The 561-nt window shown below is 31.0% G+C and carries 1 protein-coding gene; it reads left to right on the top strand.

All coding sequences use genetic code 11. From position 1 onward, the window contains the following. The coding region (locus tag GQR46_RS20620; protein ID WP_206009752.1) for a hypothetical protein at positions 1-183 on the top strand (183 nt) is incomplete at its 5' end. Positions 184-561 lie beyond the last annotated feature (378 nt).

The following is a 561-nucleotide window of genomic DNA, read 5'->3' on the forward strand; positions in this document are numbered from 1 at the left end:
AACTCATCAAACATTTGCTCTGCTAATTCATCTATATTTTTATCTGCAAACTTTTTAAAACTACTACTCATTACTTTTCCTTATCCTTTAAATCCACTCAACATAACAAATATCACTCGTACGAATTTTTGGTTTCTGCAGGCTCAGAAAGTAGCTGCATCATTTGCTCTTGGTGTGCGTTAAAGCTTCTTAAAATGGCATAGACTATTATTTGTAAGCATTTAAACTTGCAATTACCCAAGATAAGAGCAATTTTTCTGCAATACCTACTCATTTGAAGAAACGTTTGGATTCAAATTATTATTGATCAATTCAAAGCTTAAATTACGGCATGAGTTAAGGGCGATATTACGTTGTAATTTGATAGCTTTCCATTGGCTAAACACGCAAGTAATGAGGTAATGAAGGGTTGATTTGTAATTGGGTAGTGACATATTTTTCCCTTGTCCGCCTTTTTATTAAAAACTAAACGGCTAATCCATTGTTTTACTATTAGTTATATTAACTGACAAAGATACACTTACAAAAATAAAAAATCAGTATCTATTTTAAGAAATACTT

Origin of the sequence: Pseudoalteromonas sp. Z1A6 (assembly GCF_011378745.1) — a bacterium.
Lineage (GTDB): Bacteria > Pseudomonadota > Gammaproteobacteria > Enterobacterales > Alteromonadaceae > Pseudoalteromonas > Pseudoalteromonas arctica.